Genomic DNA, 18,660 nt, shown 5'->3' with positions numbered 1-18,660 from the left:
CTGACAGTGGCCTACGAGAGGATGCCTCCATGCTGACGCCCCACCACGACGGATCGCCGCTGCACGTCTCGACGCAGAGCCCCGCGCTCGGCGAGACCGTGCGCGTCAGGCTGCGCGTGCCCGAGGGCGCGGTCGCCGCCGACGGCACGCCGATCGGCGGGCTCGCGTGGGTCGGCACGCGCTCCAACCCGAACCGCGAGCCGCGGTTCGACGAGGCGCGGCTCGTGTCCGAGGCATCCGCCGTCGACGGCTGGTCGTGGTGGGAGGCCGAGGTCGAGGTCGAGAACCCGGTGCACGGCTACCGGTGGCTCCTCGTCGGCGACGACGGGCGGCAGCACTGGCTGAACCAGGTCGGGCTGTCGGGCGTCGAGACGCGCGACCGCGACGACTTCAAGCTCGTCGCGCATGCCGCCGCGCCCGACTGGGTCGCCGAGAGCGTGCTGTACCAGGTGTTCCCCGACCGGTTCGCGAAGTCGCAGCGGGCGCCCTTCGACGAGCTCAGCGAGCGGGGCGAGCTGCCCGCGTGGGCGATCGCCGCCGAATGGGGCGACGCGCTCGACCCGGTTCCGCCGGGGCGGTCGAAGCAGGTGTTCGGCGGCGACCTCGACGGGGTGCGAGAGAAGCTCGACCACCTCGCCGGGCTCGGCGTGAACCTCCTGTACCTGACGCCGGTCTTCCCGGCTCGGTCGAACCACCGCTACGACGCGTCGACGTTCGACCGCGTCGACGACCTGCTCGGCGGCGACGACGCGCTCGTGCGGCTCGTCGAGGCGGCGCATGCCCGAGGCATCCGCGTCATCGGCGACCTCACGTCGAACCACTCCGGCGATGCGCACGAGTGGTTCCGCGCGGCGCAGGCCGACCACGGGTCGGCTGAGCGCGAGTTCTACTACTTCCGCGACGACCGGGCCGAGGGCGGTCACGGCTACGAATCGTGGCTCGGGGTGCCGAGCCTGCCGAAGTTCGACTGGTCGTCGGGCGAGCTGCGTCGTCGCTTCGTCGAGGGCCCCGACTCCGTCGTCGCGAAGTACCTGAAGGCGCCGTACTCGCTCGACGGCTGGCGCATCGACGTCGCGAACATGACCGGGCGCCTCGGCGACGTCGACCTCAATGCCGAGGTGCGCGCGGCGATCCGGCGCACGATGCTCGAGGTCGATCCCGACACGATGCTCATCGGCGAGTCGACGAACGACGGCGCCGACGACTTCCAGGGCGACGCATGGCACGGGGCGATGACGTACGCGCCGTTCACCCGCCCCCTCTGGAGCTGGCTGCAGGAGCCGGGCAGCCCGGCCGGCGGCGGCATCGGCTTCGCGCTCGGCCGAGTGCCGACGTTCACCGGGGGCCAATTCGTCGAGGCGCACCTGCGCTTCGCCGCCGGCTATCCGTGGCGCACCCGCCTCGGCACCATGAACGCCCTCGACACGCACGACACCCCGCGCTTCGCGACGCACGCGCGGCCCGCCACCGCGCCGGTGGCGTTCGGGCTCGCGGTGACGATGCCGGGCGTGCCCGTGGTCTGGGCGGGCGACGAGTTCGGCCTCACCGGCGTCGACGGCGAGGCCTCGCGCACGCCGATGCCGTGGGGGAGCGAAGGCGACCCCGAGGTCGCGCCGGTGCTCGCGGCCTATCGCGAGCTCATCGCACTGCGTCGCGAGCATCCGGTGCTCGCGACGGGCGGCATCCGCTGGCTCGCGGTCGGCGACGACGCGGTGGCGTTCGTGCGCGAATCGGCCGAGGCATCCGTGCTCGTCTTCGCCTCGCGCGCGGCGGCGACGCTGTCGTTCGCGGCCGGCGCGGTGACCGGTGCGGATGCCGCAGCTCGCCTGTACGGAATGGCGGGGCTCGAGACATCCGAGGGCGGGGTCGTGCTCTCGGCCGACGGTCCGTCGTTCGCCGTGTGGGCGCTGCCGGGAGTGGTGGCGCCGGGCTCGTGAGCCGCGGCGCGACGGCGGTCGGGCACCGCGCCCGAGCCTCGGCGACGATGCCCGGCGTCATGTCGCCCGGTGGTACGAAGCACCCCTCGAGAGGTGATATCCTCGTCTGGTTGCCGATTCTCGGCACACGCCCCGATAGCTCAGTGGTAGAGCACTTCCATGGTAAGGAAGGGGTCGTCAGTTCAATCCTGACTCGGGGCTCTGGTTCTCGGTTCGAGCGTTCGCGTTTCGGCCGGAAGCCTCGCGGCGGGGTAGCTCAGGTGGTTAGAGCACACGGCTCATAATCGTGGTGTCGCGGGTTCGAGTCCCGCCCTCGCTACCAGAAATCTGGGGTTGATCTGGGGTTTCTTGTCCTATCGAAGGGCAAGGACTCGATGAGTTCAACGTGTATTCAACGCTTTTCCACCGGCGACCGCGTTCAGCGGCCCTCCATGAGGAAGGTGTTCGAGCCGTCCCGAGTCGCTTGGGACGACTTGGTGTACCTACGGGCATGGACACCGAACGACTCTCCGGACTCGGCCTTGAGCCGGTCCTCACGACCAGCGAGCTCGCCGCGTATCTCGGCGTGCACGTGCAAGCGATCTACGACCTCCGCGCCGCAGGCAGAGGCCCTGCCGGCATCCATGTCGGGCGCGAGATCAGGTACCGGGTCTCCGAAGTGCTCAGCTGGATGGACGCGCTGCACGACCCCGTGCCATCCGATCGCGGGCGGTGAGCGCTGATGGCCGGCCGGCCCAGGCTGCCGATCGGAACCTTCGGCGACGTCAAGACCAACCAGGTCGGACCCGGACGATTCCGCGCGTACGCCCGCTTCAGAGACTGGGACGGAGAGACCCGGCAGGTCTCGGCGACGGCGGCGAGCCGCGGCGCTGCGAAGTCCGCGCTCAAGGAGCGACTCGCGACGCGGATGCGACTCGGCGACGGTGACACGCTGACCGCCGATTCGCCGTTCACGAAGCTCGCCGACGCGTGGATCGAAGACGTCCGCCGCGACCTCGATCGCTCCGACGGCACGAAGGAGACGTACGCCCGCGAACTCCGGACGCTCATCGTTCCGTACTTCGAGCACTTCACCGTGCGAGAGGTCACGGTCAGCCGTGTCGATCGGTTTCTCAAAGATCAGCGAGACAGGTCGTTCGCCCGAGCGAAGCACTCCCGCACCCTCCTCGGCATGATCATGGCGTTCGCCGTGCGCCAGGAGATCATCCAACGGAACCCGGTCAAGGAAGCTTCGCGGATGAAGGCGCCGAAGCACACTCCGAAGGCACTCACGCCCGAGCAGATCGCGGCGATCCGCATCGCCGCACGTGACTGGCGTAGCGGCGACGATGTCAAGGGGCCGAAGCCCGACGGCCAGGTGCGCGACCTCATCGAGGTCATGCTCGGCACGGCCACCCGAATCGGCGAGACGCTGGCGCTGCGCAAGTGCGACGTCGACATGACCGCCGACCCGCCACGTGTGAGCATCACCGGTACGATCGTCGTTCGAACGGGCGTCGGCGCGTTCCGACAGGAGCACCCCAAGACCCACGAATCAATACGCACGGTTGCTGTGCCCGCGTTCGCCGCCGAGGTGATCAGGCGGCGGCTCGCCCTCATCGCAGGCGAGGGCGCCGAGCACCCGCTCTTCTTCACGAAGCACGGAACCCCGCTCGCACCGCACAACGCGCGGCGCACGTTCCGCGAGATCCTCAAGGACGCGGGACTTGAAGGCATGAACATCTCGCCGCACGCGTTCCGACGCACCAGCGCGACGTTGCTAGCGAATGAGCTCGACCTGCAGGCAGCCGCCGACATGCTCGGGCACGCCTCGACGTCGACGACGAGGAAGCACTATGCGGAGCCCGATGCCTCCGTCAAGCCGCAAGCGGCGGTGGTGCTGCAGCGGCTCGCGCCCGGGCGTGGACACCAATGACGTGCTCGCTGCAAGTGGTGGACGCTTTCACAACCGCGGTGCCGCACCCGGTGCGGCACCGCGTAGGAGCACACGGCGCCGCACCGGGTGCGGCACCGGCGATATGAAGTGATTCGTGCATCGTGATTCCCTGCCGCGACCGCGCGCCGCCGCCGCATGCTTCGATCCTTGAGCACTGGAAGCGCTTCATGAACAGCAGGTGCGCACCTGCTCCCCTGAGCATGCGTACGCACTTCTGTTGTCCGGTCGCTCAATTTGTCAGTGCAGTTCGAACTAGTGCCCCTAGACCCGACGGGAGCCACCAATCGGTTCCCGTCACACGCCCTCATTCACGCCGTTGCGCCGCCTTCAGCTCGGTGTGGGCGACCGTCGCGTGGTCCTCGTGGCTGAGCTCGAGCGGGCCGAGTTCGATGTCGACGCGGTCGATGCGGCCGGTGAACCGGAACGGCGGGCGGTAGTCGTTCGTCACGGGCTGCCCGGTGTCTTCGCCGATGCCGAAGGTGTCGACGCCGAACCGGGCGAACACGGTCTTCTCGGCGCGGCCCGTGGCGACGGTCTCGCCGTCGACGGTGAGCGTCAGGTCCGCCCCCTTGCCGATGCCGCCGCCGTCGTAGGCGAACTCGAGCCCGAGAACGACGTCGCCCGCGGGCAGCGGCGTGGACGCGCGCAGCGTGGTGTGGTCGCCGTAGTAGTTGTAGTCGAAGGCGGGCACGCCGTCGGTTACGTAAAGCGAGATGCCGCCCGCGACGCCGCCGAGCGCCATCACGACGCCGCTCGTCGCGGTGCCGTCGGTCGTGATCTTCGCCTCGACCCGCCAGCTGCGGTTCTTCATCGAGGGCGCCGCGGTCTCGGGCAGGCGGGTCGCGCCCTCGTAGAAGGTGAAGCGCGTCGCCGTCGGGTCGGAACCCGGTGCGGTCGGCTTCGGCAGCAGCGCGCGGCCGACGCCCCGGTCGTCGAGCGGGTACACGTGGTACTTCTCGGCCGCGGCGTCGAAGCTCGCCTTCATCTGCTCGAGCTTCTCGGGCATCTGATCGGCGAGGTCGTTCGCCTCGGCGAAGTCCTCACTCAAGTGGTAGAGCTCCCAGCGGTCCTGGTCCCAGTTTCCCGGCGCGACGTCCTGCCGCCAGGGCAGCGTGTGCTGGGCGTTCGCCTTCCAGCCGTCCTCGTAGATCGAGCGGTTGCTCATGATCTCGAAGTACTGCTCGGTGCGCCCTTCGTACGCGGCGTCGGTCAAGCTCGCGAGGAACGACTTGCCGGCGAGCGGAAGCTGACCGATGCCGTTGACCGAGTCGGGCATCGTCACGCCGGCCGCCTCGTACAAGGTCGGCGCGATGTCGACGAGGTGCAGGAACGGGTCGCGCGGCACGGGGTCGTGCTCGACCTTCGCCGGCCAGCTCACGACCATCGGGTTGCGCGAGCCGCCGAGGTGCGACGCGACCGCCTTGACCCACTGGAACGGGGTGTTGCCCGCCCACGCCCACCCCATCGGATAGTGCGGCTCGGTCTCGGGGCCGCCGAGCGCGTCGAGCCCGGCCTTGATCTCCTCGACCGTGGGCAGGATGCCACCGAGGTTCTTGATCTCGTCGAGCGTGCCGTCGGGGCCGCCCTCCGACGAGGCGCCGTTGTCGCCGACGATGTACATGACGAGGGTGTTCTCGGCGTCGGGCAGGTCCTTGATCGCGTCGAGCAGGCGCCCGACCTCGTGGTCGGTGAACGCGAAGTACCCGGCGTAGTTCTCGAACAGCGCGCAGTAGACCTGCTTCTGCTCGTCGCTCAGGGTGTCCCACTCCTGCACCCAGTCGGGCCGGGGCGACATCTCGGTGTCGGCCGGGATGATGCCCATCTGCTTCTGGTTCTCGAACACTTGCTCGCGGTACTGCTCCCAGCCCATGTCGAACGCGCCCGCGAACTTGTCGCGCCACTCCTTCGTGACGTGGTGCGGGGCGTGCATGGCGCCGGGCGCGAAGTACATGAAGAAGGGCTTGTTCGGCGCGACCGACTTCGCGTACCGCATGCGCGAGATCGCCCGGTCGGTCATGTCGGTCATGAAGTGGTAGCCCTCTTCGGGCCCCCTGTCGGGCTCGACCGGGGTCGTGTTCTCGAACAGCACCGGGTAGTACTGGTGCGTCTCGCCCGCGTTGAAGCCGTAGAAGTACTCGAAGCCCATGCCGGTCGGCCAGCGGTCGAACGGGCCGGCGACGCTCGTCTCCCAGTCGGGCGTGTTGTGGTTCTTGCCGAACCACCAGGTCGAATAGCCGTTGTCCTTCAGCACCTCGGCGACCGTCGCCGTCGTCTTCGGGATCATCGTCGTGTAGCTCGGGAACCCGGTCGACCACTCCATCAGGTATCCGTTGCCCGCGTCGTGATGGTTGCGGCCGGTGAGCAGGGCCGCCCGCGACGGCCCGCACACGGCCGTCGTGTGGAACCGGTTGAACCGAAGCCCCTCGCTCGCGAGCTGGTCGAGATTCGGCGTCGGGATGAGCCCGCCGAACGTCGAAGTCTGCCCGAACCCGACATCGTCGAGCAGGATCACGACGACGTTCGGCGCACCCTCGGCGGCGGTCGGGATCGTCGGCCAGGCCGCGGTCGACTCCTGGTAGGTCTTGCCGATCACGCCCTCGAACGGCGGCGGCGGATACGGCAGCGAAGTCTTCTCACCCATGCGAGCAATACTCCCACCGCCCGCCAGTCAAAGGAGGCTGGATCTGGATCGAGCCCCTATCGCGGTAACTGTCCAGCCGAGATGGCAACCGATGCCGTCATGCTGCCACGCCTCTTGCAGTTCGAGGGCGCGCACCTTGTCGGCGTGATCGGGGGTGGCGCGGGTGACGGTGTCGATGCGGGTGATGAGCACCGGGGACGGGTTCCGGTATCTGCTTCGCACGGTCGTCGCGGACGATGGTGAGCGGTCGCTTGCGACGCCGTTGACGCGGTACTACGAGGTCAAGGGCACGCCGCCCGGGAGGTGGATGGGCGCCGGCGTTCGCGGTCTTGCCGATGGTGTGCTCTCGGCAGGTGATGTGGTCACCGAGGAGCAGCTTCAGCTCCTGATCGGCTTCGGCCGCGACCCCGTCACCGGGGATCCACTTGGTCGTGCGTTTCCGCAGTACGAGGGAGGCGGAAAGCGCGCGGTGGCGGGGTTCGATTTCACGTTCTCGGTGCCGAAATCGGCGAGCGTGCTCTGGGGTGTCGCGGATGCGACCACGCAGGAGATCATCGTGCGGGCGCACCACGGAGCAGTTGCGGAGGTGGTGTCGTTCATGGAGCGCGAGGTCGCCGCAACCCGCACCGGCGTCGCGGCCGGTGACGGCGCGGTCGCCCAGGTCGACGTGACCGGGCTGATCGCGACGGCGTTCGATCATTTCGATAGCCGTGCGGGGGATCCGCACCTGCACACGCACGTGGTGGTGAGCAACAAGGTGCAGACGGTGCTCGATGGCAGGTGGCGCTCGCTCGATGGGCGCCCGTTGCACGCTGCGGTCGTCGCGCTCTCGGAGCTGCACGAGGCGCTGTTCCAGGATGCGCTCACGCGTGCGCTCGGGCTCGACTGGGAGCAGCGCGACCGTGGCCGCGACCGCAATCCAGCATGGTCGATCGCATCAGTACCTGAACCGCTGATCGGTGAGTTCTCAACGCGCTCACGCCACATCGACGCAGCGACCGATCGCCTGATCGCCGACTACGTCGAAGCGCACGGTCACCGCCCGAGCCGGGCAACGATCATGAAGCTTCGCGCGCAGGCGACCTTGTCGACGCGGCCCGAGAAGCACGTGCGCTCCCTCGCTGAACTCACGCACGGGTGGCGCGACCGTGCAGCCGCAGTGCTTGGGAAGGATGCATCGGCGTGGGCGCGTGTTGCAGCCGTCGACGTTGCACCACTGCTCATGCACGCCGACGATGTGCCGCTCGACGTCGTTGCAACGCTTGGCGCACGGGTGTTGCACGCGGTGAGCGAGAAGCGTGCAACCTGGCGGCACTGGAACCTTGTGGCCGAGGCGGCACGCCAGACGATGCAGTACCGATTCGCGACAGCATCCGATCGCGAAGCCATCATCGGGCTCGTCGTCGACGCGGCCGAGCGGGCGTCATTGCGGATCACGCCGCCCGAGCTCGCAACGAGCCCGGCCGTGTTCCAACGCGTCGACGGCACCAGCGTGTTCCGCCCGAAGCACTCCACCGTCTACACCTCCCAAACACTGCTCGACGCCGAGGCACGCCTCCGCGAACGGGCGGCGACCACGACCGGCCCGACGATCGCGGCGGCGACCCTGCACGAGGGCGCCCGACGACGACTGCCAGGTGGCGCCAGGCTCGGCGCGGACCAGACCGCCGCGTTGCAAGCGATCGTTGGATCGGGTCGTCTCGTCGATGTGCTCGTGGGTCCGGCCGGCGCCGGCAAGTCGACCGTGATGGGCGCCCTCCGCCGCGCCTGGGAAACCGAACGAGGGCGCGGCTCCGTGATCGGGCTCGCCCCGTCGGCCGCGGCCGCGCACGTGCTCGCCGAAGACCTCGGCATCGCAACCGAGAACCTCGCGAAATGGTGGCAGAACCACCTCATCCACGGTCACGCCTTCAGGACCGGCCAGCTCGTGATCGTCGACGAAGCCTCCCTCGCGGGCACCCTCGCGCTCGACCGCGTGAGCACCCTCGCCGCGCAGACGGGCGCGAAGGTGCTGCTCGTCGGGGACTACGCGCAGTTGCAGTCGGTGGATGCGGGTGGCGCGTTCGCCATGCTCGTGCACGACCGCCCCGACCCACCCGAGCTCCTCAACGTGCACCGCTTCACCAACGACTGGGAGCAGACCGCATCGCTCGGGTTGCGACGCGGCGACGTGGCATCCATCGACCGGTACCTCACACACGACCGGGTACAGGACGGCGAGAGCGACGCGATGGCGGATGCCGCCTACGAAGGCTGGCGGGCCGACGCCCGTGCCGGCCGGGTGAGTGTGCTGATCAGCGACTCGAACGAGGCGGTCGCGGCGTTGAACGAACGGGCCCGCACCGACGCGATCCTCGACGGCCGCGTCGATGCACTGCGCGAGGTCGCCCTGCACGACGGCACCCGTGCCGGGGTGGGCGACACGATCATCACCCGCCGCAACGACCGGCGGTTGCGTGCCGGCCGGGGATGGGTGCGCAACGGCGACCGCTGGACCATCCTTGCCGTGCACCGCCACGGTGCCCTCGAGGTCCGCCGACAGGGGCACCGGTGGGGGAACAGCACCCTGCTGCCCGCCGATTACGCCGCCGAGCACGTCGAGCTCGGGTACGCCGTGACCGCCCACCGCGCACAGGGCTTGACGACCGATACCGCGCACGTCGTCGTCGCCCAAGGTATGACCCGAGAGAACTTCTACGTCGCGATGACCCGCGGCCGCGACGCGAACACCGCCTACGTCGCCCTCGACAGGCCGGATATCGCACACACCGGCATCCGACCCCGCGATGACGCAGACGCAACTGCCGAGTCGGTGCTCGCCGGCGTGCTCCAACACGTCGGAGCCGAACTCTCCGCGCACGAAATGACCACGGCCGAACAGGACGCGTGGGGGTCGATCGCGCAGCTCGCCGCGGAATACGAGACCATCGCCGCCGCCGCCCAACACGACCGATGGGTCGCGCTCGTGCAAGGCAGCGGGCTGAACACCGAGCAGGCAGACGCTGCGGTCAGCTCGGACGCGTTCGGGCCGCTCGGCGCCGAACTGCGACGAGCTGAGGCACACGGGGCGGACGTCGCCCTCTTGCTGAAACGGGTGGTCGACGAGCGCGGGTTCGACGACGCGGCCGACATCGCGGCGGTCCTGCACGCGCGGGTCGCGCGCGCCCTGATGCAGGATGCCGCAGCCGGACGTGCAGCACATATGCCACGCCTCGTCGCGGGACTGTTGCCGGTCGCGATCGGACCGATGGATGCCGCGTCCCAGCGCGCCCTGCGCGAGCGTGCCGCTCTCATCGAGGCGCGAGCAACAGCCTTGGCCAAGCACGCCGCGGCAGCGGGGGAGTCGTGGCTGCGTGCGCTCGGCGCCGCACCAACCGGCGCTGCCTCGGCCACGTGGTGGCGTCACGCGACCACCGTCGCCGCCTACCGCGACCGCTACCGGATCATCGGCGGCCGACCGCTCGGCATCGGGCAACCGACATCCGATGCCCAGAAGGCGGACGCTGTGCGCGCCCGAGCCGCACTCGAAACCGCACGCCGCATCTCGAGTGAAGAGACCGGGTCGGCGCACCTCAGTGGGCAGAACGTCACGCCCGGCCTTTCGGATGTTGGCCTCCGGCTCTGAAGCGCGGCCGACGGGTCCGCGCCGATGTGCGCCAGCACGTCCACTGCCGGGGAGGCGTCGGAATCGCGTTGAGCAAGACGCTCGGGATCGTATTCGCGGTCGTCCTTGCGACCTTGGCGAACGCCGCGCGCGAGCGCGAGCTCGTCGACGGCGCCTGGTACGTGCGCGCCGGAATCGTGCTCACGGACCCCCAAGGTGAGTCGCGCGATGCTCGACCCATTCGTGCCCGCGTTCGAGCAGTGCAAGTCCGGGCAGCTGCTCGACCATGGAACCGCACGCACGGCCGCGGCGCGGTTGGCTTCGGCATGGGCCGGTCTGAAAGGCGGCACCGTCTGGAAGATGGACGCGAAAAGCTGTCGCCCAGCTACACAACGCACTGGGATGAGCTGGCGATCGCCAAGGAGGTCTGAGACTCGTGCCGATCGGTGCGGCGTGCAGAGCGAATCTTGTGCAGTTTGAGACGAATCGGACTCGGGATGACACTCTCAAGTAACGGCACACGAACGGAGCCCAGCAGTGACCGAGGACCAGCAACTACTTGATCGCCTCAAGCGAGGCGAGAAGGCGGCGCTGGCTGAAGCGTTCGACAGGTACCGGGGTCCGGTGTACGCGAAGGCGTTTCTCACCTCAGGCTCACGCCCCGACGCCGAGGAGCTCCTCCAGGACACATTCCTGCTGCTCTGGCAGAAGCGCAAGCGGGTCCAGATCCGAGGAGATTCGTTGTTGCCCTGGCTGCTCGTCTCAGTTCACTATCTAGCCCTGAATGCGGTGCGCTCAAGAAGGCGGCGCCAGACGGACGTGCTGGAGGACGAGTTCCCCCCTGCCGCCTCGGCGAAGTTGGATCCGCAGTTGGTTGCCGAAGGTGGGGAACTGAGGGACACACTCGAAGCAGCCGTGGCGCAACTCCCTGCACTCGATCAGCGCATCTTCCACCTCTGCGTGGTCGATGGGTTGACCTACAAGGAGGCAGCCCACCACCTGAACGTGTCCCATGCGGTAGTCCGGAACCGGCTCAGCAGGGCGAAGCAGTCGCTCCGCAACGACATAGCCGAGTACGTGAGGGAGGGGAAATGAACAAGTTCACCCCAACCCAAGCTGAGTTCGATCAGCTGAGGGATGGCATGCTGTCCAAGGTCGAGACCTGGGACCGGAAGCGGTCGACGCGTCTCAAGGTCGGTGCGATCGGTGCTGCGGGAGTGCTTGCTCTCGCGGGGATGGGAGCTGCCTGGGTGGCGTTGGCCAGCCCGGAGCTTCGAGAGACTGCGGTCTACTGCTATCAGTCCGCTTCGACCGATTCGCTCATGTCTACGGTCACTGACGCAGACGCCGTCCGCGAAGGAGTGCCGACTGCTAAGTCGGCTGTCGAACTCTGCGCCGCTGCGTGGCAGGTGGGCGTCTTCGGTGGGAACCCGGACCAGGAGGGCAAGTACACGGTGCCGGTGCTTCAAGCGTGTACCCGACTCGACGGCGTGCGCGCTGTGTTCCCCATTGAGCCGGGTGCTGAGGCCGATTCCTTCTGCCGTGGCCTCGGTCTCGGATCATGAAGCAGGGCATGGTCACTCCGGCGTGAGTGACCATGCCCATGTTGGTGTCGCTACGGAGCCACTCGCCAGGAGCTGGCTTTATCGTTCATGACGCCGAAACGGGACGCGTTGATGTAGTAGCCGTATTGCGAGCCGATGTATGAGGTGTTCTCGAAGACGGCGCTCTTGCACCCGATGTAGCTGTGGAAGGACGACGCCCTATCGTTCCACCCCCAGCCGACAAGGCTCGTGTACCCGTAAGCCGTGCCAGTGGTGCATCCAGCCGAGCTCGTCACGGACATCACGAACGAGCCACCGCCGTAATCCACATCGTCGTAGAGGATTCCAACGACGTAGCTCGCCTGTGTTCCCACGTCGAACGCGGAAACGTTGCTCGCCTTGTAGGGCTTGCCGGCGATGATCGCTCCGTCTTCAGCGACGATCCTGACGCCCTTCTCCTTCGCGACCGCCGCGACCAGGTCGACACCCTCGTCGACGCACAGAGACTCGTTGGTGTCGACTTGGACCCAGCAGGAACCTGTGTCGGGCGCGTGCGCCGATTCCGCGGCGAACGCGGGTGCTGTACCACCGAGGATCAGTGCCCCCGAGGTTGCCGCCGTCGCCAACAGTAATGACGTCATTCGTTTCATTTCCCACTCCTTCGTTCGGGACTTGAATTGGATCGAAGCGGGAAGCAACCCCTATCGCAACATTCCTAAGAAAAGTGAGACGCATTGCCGATTTCAGACAAATGGGGAGCCTGAAACGTGAACGGCTGAGAATCCTTGGAGCCCCTGAGAGACCGTTTACAGGTACCCTCGCCTCATGTGCGGTCAGTTCACGCTCAAGGAGCGGCCGGCGGAGCTCGCGGCCGCGCTCGGCGCGCTCGCGGGGGATTCCTCGAACTGGCGGCCGTCATTCAGCATCCCACCCAAGTCAACGATCCCCGTGTTCGTCGAGGCGAAGCTGCCGACTCCGAGCAGTTTGGTCGACGCTCGTGGGCCATCCGCGACCGATTCCCACGGCCGCTCCCGCGACCTCTGGGGCTGGTGGCTTGACCCGTCCCTTGTTGGCGACCACGCGCTGGTCGACGAAGCCGTGAAAGCCGCCCTCCGGCTCGCTGAACAGCTCGACGTCTACACGGTGCGACCATCTAGGGTCGGGCAGGACGGGCCTACCCTCATCGATCCAGTCGACGCATGAACGTGAGCAGCAGGGCTCTGTCACCCACGGCGGCGATGGTGGCGGCCGCCCTGTTCATGTCGGGTTGCGCAGATCCCGGCCCGTCGAACGGGTCCGTACGGGTCGAGATCGTGACGGCGGAGTACCCCGGCGGTCAGGCTGCGTTCCCGGTGACGGTGTTGGACGGCACTGGCGCCGTGGTCTACGACGAAGTGCTCCGGCCAGGCGAGAGTGTCGTCGTCGAGGACGTCTTGTCAGGGGAGGTGACGGTCTCGATCGAGGGACAATGCGACCTGACGGCCACGGTCAACGGCGGGCAGATGGAAGCGATTGTCGAGCCGGGGCACTGCACAGTCGGCTGACCAACGGGCAGACCAACCGAGGTTCTCGAGCCGCGCAACGACCGGGCGACACAACGAGAAGGTGCTTGCTGGGGTCTCGAATCATAGATTCCGGGCAGAATTGTTGGCGTGGTCGCCAGCGTAGAAAAGCATGCGGTCCTCGCCGTCGAGGGGCTGATCGTCGAGTGCCCGCACTTGAAGTCGGTCATCGACACGAACGACAGGACCCCGATCACAGACGGCCACATTGATATGTACCGTGGACTCGCCCGGAGCAATACGGACTTCGTCGGGCGGATGCCAGTACAGGTCAAGGGCCTCAGCATTGGGAAACGCCGGCTTAGGCCGAGATACTCGATCAGTCGAGGCGAACTCGACACGCTACGTAAGCACGGCACTGTCCTTTACTTCGTGGTCTTCGTCAGCGAAAACGGAGACCGCCACCCGTACTACGCGATTCTGTCGCCGTTCGCCATCGATCACATCCTGCGCTCCACTCCTGCGAAGCAGAAGAAGCCGACACTGCAGCTGAAGGAGGTCCCACGCGACCCGAAGAAGCTCGAGGGCCTCGTCGGCCTTGCACTGATGACTCAGAAGCAGAAGGATGCCTCGGACGTCAGCGCCGCAGTGTTCGAGAAGATGGCGAGTCTGACTGTGCACTCGGTAGAGGGGCTCGATTTCAGCGCGCCGCTCGTGATCTCACCTGACTCAGGCGAATATGCCCTAGAAATTGAAACCGAGGACGGGCTGAGGCTCCCATTGGACGGTGAACTGACGATCCTGCCTCCGTCGTATGTTGAGCGTGAGGTCGACCTTCGCGTCGAGTGCGGGGGGATTGTTTACGAGAATCCGCGATCGCAGCAGCTCGACGCTGAACGGCATGAGCTCAAGCTGTCCAACGGGTTGACGATGCATATCCGGCTTGCCGAGCAAACCCAAACGAACTCCTTGAATCTCACTCTTGTCAGCAACCTTGCGGACCGGGTGAAAGACATTGACTTCTATCTCAGCATCGTCGAGCAGCACCCGCTCACCTTCAACGGTTCCAGGTTTCGATTCGATGTGAACGATCACGCTCATCTCGACGAGCTCCGTGACCACCGCGCCTATCTAGGCCGGCTCCTTGAACTATTCGACGTGCTTCACGTCGATCCGAATCTGATTCTCCTCGACGAGATCGACGAGCCACAGCATGAGCGGCTGAAGTTCATCTACGCATCGCTCGTGAAGAAACGAGACCTCTACGCGATCAATGGGCAACCCGGCCAGGTGCTCGAACGGGTCGGACGCTGGGCCCTGAAACTACTCGTGACGCCCGGGTCTGCCCCGGACACCTGGTGTTATGTCGATCCGTTCGACCCCGACAGTCGTCACCGAGTCCGGGTCTACCGCGAACAGGACGGAAAGCAGGAGGAGTTTGCCGGGACGGTTTACGAAGGCGTCACACCCTCCGAACTCCCGGAGATTCTGAATCTCCACCTCGAGGCCGTCGTCGACGCATACAGACTCATCGCCGAACTCTCGCACGCAACCGGCCTTGCGAACTACGAGGTACTCAGGCTACTCGCCGCTGCGGACGCCTCCGACCAGCGGAGGGATGAATTTACCCGCGCAGCGACCATGCTCAACGAGTGGCTCATCGAGGAGGAAGGGGCGACGGCGATTCATCGCATTAACCGTTGGCAGATCCTCTCGCGCACCACGGGGCTGGGCAGTGCGGACCGTCAGGAGATCCGAGATCTCCGCCGCGAGGTCCTGATCGAGCGGCCGCCTCGAGAGCGCCAGCTTGAGGCGTCCTGCGCGATCCTTCTCGGCAATCAGGAAGACGTCGATAACTGCCTGCGGCGACTCGCTCTCGAAGAACGGCAGGAGATGGAGGAGTGGCCGATCTGGGCCCTTCATCCGGATCAGAATTCGTTCGTTGAGCAGACGGAATAGCCGCGTCGCAACTACCCGACCGAGCGCGCCGCGGGGTGTCGCCTTCGTGCGATCTTGGTGATGCGCAGTCGTGGCCGCGGTGCCACGATGGCCGGACCTGACTAGCGAGGGGAGTGCGCATGTCGACCGAGCCAACCACACGGGCGGGGCTGACGAAGGACGAGTTGGCGGATGAGGTGTCGCATCTGTCGACCCCCGACCGTTTGTCGACACCGTTCGGTGAGTTCGAGTTCTTCGATGGCGTGCCCAAGCCCGAGTCGGTTCAGACGATCTTCGACGGGCTCGACCTCGTTCGCGGTATCGACGCGTTCCTGAACACGATCCCCGGGGCTTCTCTCGTCGCTTTCCGCAAGGGGCTGCGGGTCGCCGGCGTCGACTCGCCCGACACGATCGGGTATACCGACCCGAGGTTCAACTCGGGCGCCATCTGGCTCACGCCGAACACCGAGACCACGTATGGCGTGGGGTTCCTCGACTTGAAGGCGTGGGGGCCGACGGTCGTCGAGGTGCCGCCGCAGTCGCTGTGCGTCGTCGACGACTTCTGGTTCCGCTACGTCGCCGACATGGGCATCGCGGGCCCTGACAAGGGTGCCGGCGGCAAGTACCTCTTCCTGCCTCCGGGATACGACGGTGAACGGCCCGACGGCTACTACACCTACGAGAGCCCGACATTCACGAACTTCCTGGTGATTCGAGCCCTGGGCGGGGTGCCCGCCATCAAGCAGGCTCGCGTCTACCGGCTCACGGACTCCGACGCCGTCCCCGAGACCACCTTCGTGAACGTCGCCGACACCGTGCACAACACCGTGCACTCCAACGACTTCTCGTTCTTCGAGGAGATCGCAGAACTCGTCGCCGAAGAGCCGGCTGCAGCGCTCGACCCCGAACGTGCGGGCACGCTCGCCGCGCTCGGTATCGCACACGGCAAGCCGTTCGCGCCCGACGACCGCCTGCGTGGAATTCTCGATGACGCGGCCAGGATCGGCGCGGGCATGGCACGCGCCATTCTCTACAAGCCCCGCGACCCCGAAACCTACCGTTGGGACGGGTCGTCATGGAAGAACGCCTTCGTCGGCGGCAGCTACGAGTTCCTGAACGACGGTGCACGCAACCTCGACGCACGCACTCTGTTCCACTACGCGGCAACGGTGATCACACCGGCGATGGCGAACGCACAGGTCGGCGCCGGCTCGGCCTACATCTACACCGCTGAAGACGCCGACGGCGCACTGCTCGATGGAGCCGCCACGTACTCGCTGACGATCCCCGCGAATCCGCCGGCGAAGAACTTCTGGGCGTTCGACCTGTACGACACGCAGACCAGGTCGCTGCTGCAGTCGACGCCATACCCGGCGCTGTCAAGTCTTGGCGAGGGTCTCCAGGCCGAACCCGATGGGTCGTACGTGCTGTGGTTCGCGCCGACCGCTCCCGAGGGCAAGGAGTCCAACTGGATCCCTACGCTGCCCGGCAAATCCTGGTGGCCCGTGCTGCGCCTCTACGGACCGCTCGAACCCTGGTTCGACAACACGTGGCGCCTGCCCGAGATCGTTCGCGTGAGCGAGTGATTCGCGATCACGGTTGAGTCTGCTACGGCGAAGCTCGCGAATACGAGGCTCTACCGGCATGGGTCGTTGCTTCTGAATGAAGGAACCCGGATGCGTGCTGGTCACCATCTGATGCGCGCACGCTTATTCAACGAATATCCACCCGATCACGGTCGAGACATTCCCAGCTCATCCGAGTAGCATCGCCGTCGTAGCATCCGTTCTCTCAAGAAATCCCGGGCCAGACCAAGAAAACTCGAGATCTCCGGAGCGCGAGCAGAAGGCTCGAGTGGGACCCCGTCGCCTCCGTGGTGTCGCGGGTTCGAGTCCCGCCCTCGCTACCAGAAATCTGGGGTTGATCTGGGGTTTCTTGTCCTATCGAAAGGCAAGGACTCAACGCTTTTCCGTCGAGCGTCCGTCCGCCGAGGTCGATGCGATGGCGGGAACTCCGCCGCTCCTCGATCGCATCGTTGCCGGCGCCCTCCGCGCCGCAGCGGCAGCCCGACCTCGAGGTCCGCTCGGGCGGTTCGACCTCGGCCGACATCACGAACCGCGGCATCGACAAGGCCCACGGCATGACGCGGCTCGCCGAGCAGGCCGGCATCCCGCTCGACGCCATGCTCTTCGTCGGCGACCGTCTCGACGAGCAGGGCAACGACTACCCCGTGCTCGCCATGGGCATCGAATGTCGTGCCGTAACCGGCTGGGAAGACGCGGTCGCCTACCTTCGAGGCGCTAGTGCCGTCACTTGCGCCGCATCTCGTTGCGGTAGTCCTGCCCGGCGGATCTGGACGGCGAGCACGGCTCGTTCGCGGCGAGGAGAACACCCGGTCGTGGCAAGGCAGCAGTGCATTGTCGGAAGGATTCGGCGCCCGGTGTTCTAGCGGTCCCCGGCGAGCTCCTCCCCGCCGGCCCGAGTCGGGTGCGCAGCGGCGCCGCATGGGCCGTCGAAATGGCGCGAAGTCAGTGTTATAGTCAACGTCATTGACAAGCAACGATGCTGAGTGGAGCGGCCGATGGTGTGGTTCGAAGGTCACCGGGTGAACGTCGAAGTCGACGGCGCGGTCTCCGTGGGGGCGACCCTGAGCGGCGATGGGCCAGCGGTGCTGCTTCTGCACGGCTACCCGCAGACGCGCTCGATGTGGCGTCTCGTCGCTCCCTTGCTCGCCGAGCACTTCACGGTCGTCGCGAGTGACCTGCGGGGCTACGGCGATTCGGCCAAGCCCGCCGGTGAGGTCTACGACAAGCGCGCCATGGCTGCCGACCAGCTAGCGCTCATGCGGTCGCTCGGTTTCGAGCGGTTCGCGGTGGTCGGGCACGACCGTGGCGGACGGGTCGGTCATCGGCTCGCGCTCGACGCCCCTGACGCGGTGACATCCCTCGCGGTACTGGACATCGTGCCGACCCTGCACATGTTCGAGCATGTCGACCGAACGATGGCCACGAGCTACTTCCATTGGTTCTTCCTCACCCAGGGCGGGGGGCTGCCTGAGAAGCTGATCGGTTCGGAACCGCGGGCCTGGCTCGAGAGTCGCTTCCGTGGCCGCGCGCTGCGGCCCGGGGTGTTCCCGGCTGAGGTGATGGACGAATACGAACGCTGTTTCGACAGTGCCACGGTCGCCGCATCCTGCGCCGACTACCGTGCCGCCGCCGGAACCGACCTCGAGCATGACCGTCTCGACCGCGCTGATGGTCGAGTGGTCGATGCGCCCGTCCTCGCGCTCTGGGGCGAGGCGAGCTATGTCGGCCGCAACTTCGATGTCCTGTCGGTCTGGCGAGGGTTCGCCGCTCGAGTCGAGGGCCGGGCGATCTCGGCCGACCACTATCTCGCCGAAGAAGCCCCGGTCGAGACCGCCGCGGCGCTGAACCAGTTCCTCGGTAGCGAAGGAGCAGCGTGAGCGCCGGGGAGGAGCGTGCCCTCGACCGGCTCCGGTCGCTCGTCTCGATCGAGACCCCGACGGGAGACGCCGTCGCGATCGGCGCGGCCCACGCC

Annotated in this window: 15 protein-coding genes and 2 tRNA genes; 15 read left to right on the top strand and 2 right to left on the bottom strand. The window is 66.9% G+C overall.

Annotated features, from left to right (window positions below; all coding sequences use genetic code 11):
- Nucleotides 1-29 precede the first annotated feature (29 nt).
- From ACWGPE_RS01830 to ACWGPE_RS01810, 5 genes are all read left to right on the top strand, one after another.
- Nucleotides 30-1,937: a glycoside hydrolase family 13 protein gene (locus ACWGPE_RS01830; RefSeq protein ID WP_452047983.1), complete on the top strand. Its 1,908-nt coding sequence runs from the start codon at nt 30-32 to the stop codon at nt 1,935-1,937.
- A gap of 129 nt (nt 1,938-2,066) precedes the next feature.
- Nucleotides 2,067-2,138, top strand: a tRNA-Thr gene (locus ACWGPE_RS01825).
- Between the two features lie 44 nt (nt 2,139-2,182).
- Nucleotides 2,183-2,259: transfer RNA gene (locus ACWGPE_RS01820), tRNA-Met, on the top strand.
- 168 nt (nt 2,260-2,427) lie between these two features.
- Complete coding sequence (locus ACWGPE_RS01815; protein WP_452047982.1) at nt 2,428-2,652, top strand: helix-turn-helix transcriptional regulator; 225 nt, start codon at nt 2,428-2,430, stop codon at nt 2,650-2,652.
- Nucleotides 2,653-2,658: 6 nt separating this feature from the next.
- Nucleotides 2,659-3,852 carry a tyrosine-type recombinase/integrase gene (locus ACWGPE_RS01810; RefSeq protein ID WP_452047981.1) on the top strand — a complete coding sequence of 398 codons (1,194 nt, stop codon included), beginning with the start codon at nt 2,659-2,661 and terminating at the stop codon, nt 3,850-3,852.
- Between the two features lie 325 nt (nt 3,853-4,177).
- Here the strand turns inward: ACWGPE_RS01810 and ACWGPE_RS01805 are convergent, their stop codons facing one another.
- Nucleotides 4,178-6,514 carry an arylsulfatase gene (locus tag ACWGPE_RS01805; RefSeq protein WP_452047980.1) on the bottom strand — a complete coding sequence of 779 codons (2,337 nt, stop codon included), beginning with the start codon at nt 6,512-6,514 and terminating at the stop codon, nt 4,178-4,180.
- Nucleotides 6,515-6,689: 175 nt separating this feature from the next.
- Here ACWGPE_RS01805 and mobF point away from each other — a divergent pair, with 175 nt between their 5' ends.
- The 4 genes from mobF (at nt 6,690) to ACWGPE_RS01785 (ending at nt 11,683) form a co-directional block, all read left to right on the top strand.
- On the top strand, nt 6,690-10,139 hold the full coding sequence (mobF, locus tag ACWGPE_RS01800; protein ID WP_452048015.1) for a MobF family relaxase: 3,450 nt from the start codon (nt 6,690-6,692) through the stop codon (nt 10,137-10,139).
- Nucleotides 10,140-10,207: 68 nt separating this feature from the next.
- Nucleotides 10,208-10,549, top strand: a complete 342-nt coding sequence (locus ACWGPE_RS01795; protein WP_452047979.1) for a DUF4113 domain-containing protein — start codon at nt 10,208-10,210, stop codon at nt 10,547-10,549.
- 106 nt (nt 10,550-10,655) lie between these two features.
- Nucleotides 10,656-11,213 carry an RNA polymerase sigma factor gene (locus tag ACWGPE_RS01790; protein ID WP_452047978.1) on the top strand — a complete coding sequence of 186 codons (558 nt, stop codon included), beginning with the start codon at nt 10,656-10,658 and terminating at the stop codon, nt 11,211-11,213.
- Nucleotides 11,210-11,683: a hypothetical protein gene (locus ACWGPE_RS01785; RefSeq protein ID WP_452047977.1), complete on the top strand. Its 474-nt coding sequence runs from the start codon at nt 11,210-11,212 to the stop codon at nt 11,681-11,683. The genes ACWGPE_RS01790 and ACWGPE_RS01785 overlap by 4 nt, the downstream gene beginning before the upstream one ends.
- A 50-nt stretch (nt 11,684-11,733) precedes the next feature.
- On the opposite strand, the gene ACWGPE_RS01780 is transcribed toward ACWGPE_RS01785, so the two are convergent.
- Nucleotides 11,734-12,312: a hypothetical protein gene (locus ACWGPE_RS01780; protein WP_452047976.1), complete on the bottom strand. Its 579-nt coding sequence runs from the start codon at nt 12,310-12,312 to the stop codon at nt 11,734-11,736.
- Between the two features lie 175 nt (nt 12,313-12,487).
- On the opposite strand from ACWGPE_RS01780, the gene ACWGPE_RS01775 reads away from it, so the two are divergent.
- The 6 genes from ACWGPE_RS01775 to ACWGPE_RS01750 all read left to right on the top strand — a co-directional run bounded on the left by ACWGPE_RS01775 (nt 12,488) and on the right by ACWGPE_RS01750 (nt 18,565).
- Nucleotides 12,488-12,865 carry a hypothetical protein gene (locus ACWGPE_RS01775; RefSeq protein WP_452047975.1) on the top strand — a complete coding sequence of 126 codons (378 nt, stop codon included), beginning with the start codon at nt 12,488-12,490 and terminating at the stop codon, nt 12,863-12,865.
- Nucleotides 12,862-13,206 (top strand): hypothetical protein, encoded by a 345-nt coding sequence (locus ACWGPE_RS01770; protein WP_452047974.1) that lies wholly within the window; start codon nt 12,862-12,864, stop codon nt 13,204-13,206. Before ACWGPE_RS01775 ends, ACWGPE_RS01770 begins: the two co-directional genes overlap by 4 nt.
- Before the next feature lie 108 nt (nt 13,207-13,314).
- Nucleotides 13,315-15,123, top strand: coding sequence for a hypothetical protein (locus tag ACWGPE_RS01765; RefSeq protein WP_452047973.1), 1,809 nt, complete (start codon nt 13,315-13,317; stop codon nt 15,121-15,123).
- A gap of 119 nt (nt 15,124-15,242) precedes the next feature.
- The gene (locus ACWGPE_RS01760) at nt 15,243-16,688 is read left to right on the top strand and encodes a DUF1254 domain-containing protein (protein ID WP_452047972.1); all 1,446 of its coding nucleotides are present in this window, start codon (nt 15,243-15,245) and stop codon (nt 16,686-16,688) included.
- Nucleotides 16,689-17,098: 410 nt separating this feature from the next.
- Nucleotides 17,099-17,551, top strand: coding sequence for an HAD family hydrolase (locus ACWGPE_RS01755; protein WP_452047971.1), 453 nt, complete (start codon nt 17,099-17,101; stop codon nt 17,549-17,551).
- A gap of 132 nt (nt 17,552-17,683) precedes the next feature.
- Complete coding sequence (locus ACWGPE_RS01750) at nt 17,684-18,565, top strand: alpha/beta fold hydrolase (RefSeq protein WP_452047970.1); 882 nt, start codon at nt 17,684-17,686, stop codon at nt 18,563-18,565.
- Nucleotides 18,566-18,660 lie beyond the last annotated feature (95 nt).

It is taken from the genome of Agromyces sp. NPDC055658, assembly GCF_053618155.1.
The sequence above is the reverse complement of the archived record's forward strand: the minus strand, read 5'-3'. Positions and strand labels throughout refer to the sequence as shown.